This window comes from Ornithinimicrobium sp., assembly GCF_051004135.1.
Classification (GTDB): Bacteria; Actinomycetota; Actinomycetes; order Actinomycetales; family Dermatophilaceae; genus Ornithinicoccus.
The window spans coordinates 1-3,890 of the sequence record NZ_JBPCKQ010000137.1 but is presented as its reverse complement, the minus strand read 5'-3'; the positions used below and the strand labels follow the sequence as shown (position 1 = coordinate 3,890).

Genomic DNA, 3,890 nt, shown 5'->3' with positions numbered 1-3,890 from the left:
CGATCAGGTTCGGGTCATCGAAATCAGCCGAGAGGCTATGGCAGACTCGCACTATCGGGTGCTCCTGTATCTGGTTGATTCGGAACTGTCGTAAGTCCCATTCTCCCAGGTCACAGGGGCATTCGTGTGTCACGACCCGGCCATCACGCCTAAAGAATCGGCGGATCCAGACTCAGACAGCATCCATACTTCCAACACGACTCACTCATGAGCCTTACAGCCAGTCCCGCAGAGGGTTCGGCTAGCGGGACCGTTCAACGCCGCGTCGTCGGTCGTCAAGGGTCGGCAGGGGTTGTTCCGGTGATGGAACGCTCACCGGCACACGTCTGGACGCTGATGCCCATCCGTCGGCCGTGTGTCAGAAGGGATCCCTTACCGGATTGAGCTGGCGGCGGCAGGCGAGTTGCCCGACATTCAGTCCTACGTGGCGCTGGCTGCAATATGACGGCCGTTTTGTGGCCACCCAGCCAGCGTTGCGGCGCACAGTGCCAACTGCATGAGGGTGGCGAAGATGGCGGCGAGATATGCGAGGCCAGCGTCGTACATCGTCGCGCCGGCTTCCGGCTTCCGGCTTCCGACTTCCGACTTCCGACTGCCGGCTAGGGCGAGGACAGTGAGGATGAGCGCAACGCTGGGCGTGTCCGGCTCGTTCTGGCACCGGCCGATGACGGTGAGAACCTCGTCTGGGGGTGGCGTGCTCGACGAAATCGGCATTCACCCGCTCCGCCACCTCGACGAGCAGGTCTGTCACCACGACCACCCCACCCCAGAGGGCTCGTGCGGATAGTCGTCCTCGTCCCGGCCGAGCACCATGGCGTGCTGCTCTACCCGGTCGGCCTCATCCGCGTCCGCCGGTGTCTCGGGGATCACCGACACCGTCTCTTCGTCGGTCAGCGGGTGCGGGTCGAGTCGTGCTTGTTGCTCGAGGAGGTCGGCTTCGGGGACTTGTTCGCTGGGATCGATGCGGTCTTCAGCCATTGCTGCTCCTCCTTGTCCGCTCGCAACTGCATGTTCTGCGCTTCGAGATTGAGGACCCTGCCGATGCCGGCCGGGTTCAGTCCGGCCTCGAGCAGGTCCCCGATGCGGCGAAGCCGGTCCAGGTCATCGGCGCGGTAGCGGCGCGTGCCGCCCTCGGTCCGCTCAGGCTCGAGCCAGGGCCCCGGAAAGGTCATATCTCAGCAGGTCAGCAGGCATGTGAGGGCGCGTTCCGGATCGCGGGCGTGATGTCGTAGGGCCTTGGCGATGTTGTCCCAGCCGGCCAACCGCAGCAGGCTGATGGCAGTGTTCCTCAGGGTGGCCATGATTCTGGGCGCTTGCCCGGTGCGGGTCTGGGAGATGTCCTCGCCGAACGTCACGTCGCGCACCCAGTGGAGGCGATTCTCGATCCCCCAATGGCCTTGGACCCACGAAGCCAGGGTGGTCGGGGGCGTGCCGGCGGGATCGGCGGAGGTGATCAGGTAGACCACCTCGACGGTCTTGCTCCCGCCCGTGGTGACGGTCCGGCGGACCTGTGCCACCTGTGCCGCGCCGGGGAACTCGACCCAGTCCGGGACGGCCGCGACCTTGATGGTGCGGGTCACGCGTCTGCCGTGCCCGGTCTCGGTCAACGAATAGGCGGGCACGTCCTTCCACGGCAGTGCTTTCAGCTTCCGGCGCAGCGTCGGGGTGTTGCCCTTGACGGTGAACAGATAATGCCCACCCGCGGCCGTGATCGCCTTGGCGGTTTCGGTCTGGGTGTGCATCGCGTCCAGGCTGACCACCACTGCTTTCAGGTCGAAGCAGGCGAGCAGGTCACGCACGCAAGGGATCTCGTTACTCTTGGTGCTCACCGCGAGCTGTCCCAGCACGGCCCCGGCATGGTGGTCGAACGCGGCGACCAGGTGTGGCGCCTTCCCGTCTGGGCGGGCGCGGGCCCCGCGCACCGTCTTTGGCGTCTATGGCGATCACCCGCTGGCCGTCAACGACACTGGTGCGGGTCCACAGCCACGCCCCAAGGACCCGGTCCAGCGTGTCCGCGTCCAGGCGCGCGAACAGCTTGCGAAGGGTCGACTCCTCCGGTGCCGCCCCCAGCCCGAGCCGGGACAGGTGCTGCTCGGGCAGGTCCGCGGCCCACTCACCGATCGCGGCGAACGAGCGGGCCCCGGTCAGCACCGCGCTCACCGCGACCGCGAGCACCCCAGCGGGCCGGTAGCGCAGCCCACGCGGATCACGCGGGTCCGGCACCGTGGCGAGCAGGTCCAGTAGCTGACCGACCCGGTCCGGCTGAGCAACAGTGGCGACGATCGGCGAGGATGGCATCGGCGGGTGTGGTCCTTGCTGAGACGGTGGGTGTGAAGAACTCCCATCTCAGCCCCTTGGGCCACACCCGTCACATACGCCACGCCGGTCACACCCCCACAAACACGCAGGTCACCTACCCATCAGCCCGACCTTTCCGGGACCCTGGGTGGTGATTCCAAGGACCCGAAGGGTCCAGAGCCGTCGATCGACCCCGAGCGCAGACGGGCCTTTGTCGCGGCGTCGGTGGTGTCACAGATGAGCGCAGAACTAATCAAGGGGTCGGTCACGCTCTTGCACGAGGGAAACGAATACGCCTGCGCCGGCCTCCTCCGTCAGCTGATCGAGTGCGAGTACCTCTTCCGAGCGTTCCAACTCGACTTCGAGTTCGCTACCAGGTGGTTAAATGCTCCACCGTCCGCGAAGTACGACTTCTCGCCCGGCAACCTACGGAAGATCGGTGGCTTCGGTCACGAAGAATACAGCAACCACTGCGAGGCGGGCGGTCACCCCCGGGCGGGTGGCCGCCATCTCTTGGAACTGGAGCGCCTCGCGGCTGATCTGGGGCGCAAAGAAAGACGAGAGCACGGCGAAGTCAATGCCATGTTGTGGATGGACCTCGCCCTTCACTGCGAGCGCACATGGAGGGCTCTAACCGGGCTCCTCTCTCAGGAGCACGCACGCTTCGATGCCGCCCAACGTACTGTTGCTGCTGTCAAGCATGCCGATTCGGCCCACGCGACCTGGCTGGCAGCGGACCAGCTCGCACGTCATATCGGACCGATCATCGGCTTCATGGCTGCCGACCCCGATACAGCACTTGGCGATCTAGTCGGTACCGAGGGGTAAGGGCATCGACGGCTTCCATTTGAGGGAGAGTTCCAATCGTGCGCCATGGCCCGTGAGGCGGAGGCACGGTCCGCAATTCTGCAGGTACCAGCCGCCACCCTGGGACTCCTGGTCGCACCCCAAGGTGTTGGGGGGCTGCTCGCCGGTCTGACCGTCGCCTGGTTCATCGCCCGTATGGGCGAGACCAAGACCTTCGCCCTGGGCCTGGCAACCCTCGGTGTCGGCATCACCCCCCTCACCGGGTCGAGCCTGACCGCAGTGCTCGTCGGGATGGTCGCCGTCGGCCTCGGTGTCACCTGGACCGTCGTCGCCTTCATCACCCTGCGCCAACGCCTCACACCCCACGTCTACAGGGCCGTACCGGCGCCGCGACCAACATCGCGATCAACCTGCCCCAAACCGCCGTCACCCTCTCCGGGGTCGGCCTGCTCCTCCTCCTGGACTACCGCACCATGCTGATCGCCACCACCCTCACCATCGTGGCCGGCGCAGCCCTCGCGCTCCACCGGACACCAACAAGCACAGGCAACACCGTGAAGACCGCCGAACCCCAGGACCCGGTCGATGATGGCCACCCAGACGTGACCTCCGTTCCGATACGGGATCCCCTATCGAACAGGCGGGCCCATCCGCAGGCCGGTGCGGACCGTCACCGCGAGCGGTTCGGTCAACGGGACGCCCAATGGACAGGGGCTTTGTCGCCGTCGTCAGAACGGCGAGATCTGTATCGATGGGTTTGACGGCACTGCGGGCACAATGGGCCC

General features: G+C 66.0%; 6 protein-coding genes. 2 read left to right on the top strand and 4 right to left on the bottom strand.

Annotated features, from left to right (window positions below; genetic code table 11):
• Positions 1–747 precede the first annotated feature (747 nt).
• The 4 genes from ACR2FV_RS09095 to ACR2FV_RS09080 are packed head-to-tail and all read right to left on the bottom strand — an operon-like array spanning position 748 to position 2,298.
• On the bottom strand, positions 748–876 hold the full coding sequence (locus ACR2FV_RS09095; protein ID WP_434015372.1) for a hypothetical protein: 129 nt from the start codon (positions 874–876) through the stop codon (positions 748–750).
• Between the two features lie 14 nt (positions 877–890).
• Positions 891–1,172: a MerR family transcriptional regulator gene (locus ACR2FV_RS09090; RefSeq protein WP_434015371.1), complete on the bottom strand. Its 282-nt coding sequence runs from the start codon at positions 1,170–1,172 to the stop codon at positions 891–893.
• A 3-nt stretch (positions 1,173–1,175) separates the two neighbouring features.
• Entirely contained in the window at positions 1,176–1,922 is a 747-nt protein-coding gene (locus ACR2FV_RS09085; protein WP_434015370.1) for an ISAs1 family transposase, read from the bottom strand.
• Positions 1,813–2,298, bottom strand: coding sequence for a transposase family protein (locus tag ACR2FV_RS09080; protein WP_434015369.1), 486 nt, complete (start codon positions 2,296–2,298; stop codon positions 1,813–1,815). The genes ACR2FV_RS09085 and ACR2FV_RS09080 overlap by 110 nt, the downstream gene beginning before the upstream one ends.
• A gap of 237 nt (positions 2,299–2,535) precedes the next feature.
• Between ACR2FV_RS09080 and ACR2FV_RS09075 the strand changes: the two genes are divergently transcribed.
• The gene (locus tag ACR2FV_RS09075; RefSeq protein ID WP_434015368.1) at positions 2,536–3,126 is read left to right on the top strand and encodes a hypothetical protein; all 591 of its coding nucleotides are present in this window, start codon (positions 2,536–2,538) and stop codon (positions 3,124–3,126) included.
• Positions 3,127–3,171: 45 nt separating this feature from the next.
• On the top strand, positions 3,172–3,585 hold the full coding sequence (locus ACR2FV_RS09070; protein WP_434015367.1) for a hypothetical protein: 414 nt from the start codon (positions 3,172–3,174) through the stop codon (positions 3,583–3,585).
• Positions 3,586–3,890: the final 305 nt, after the last annotated feature.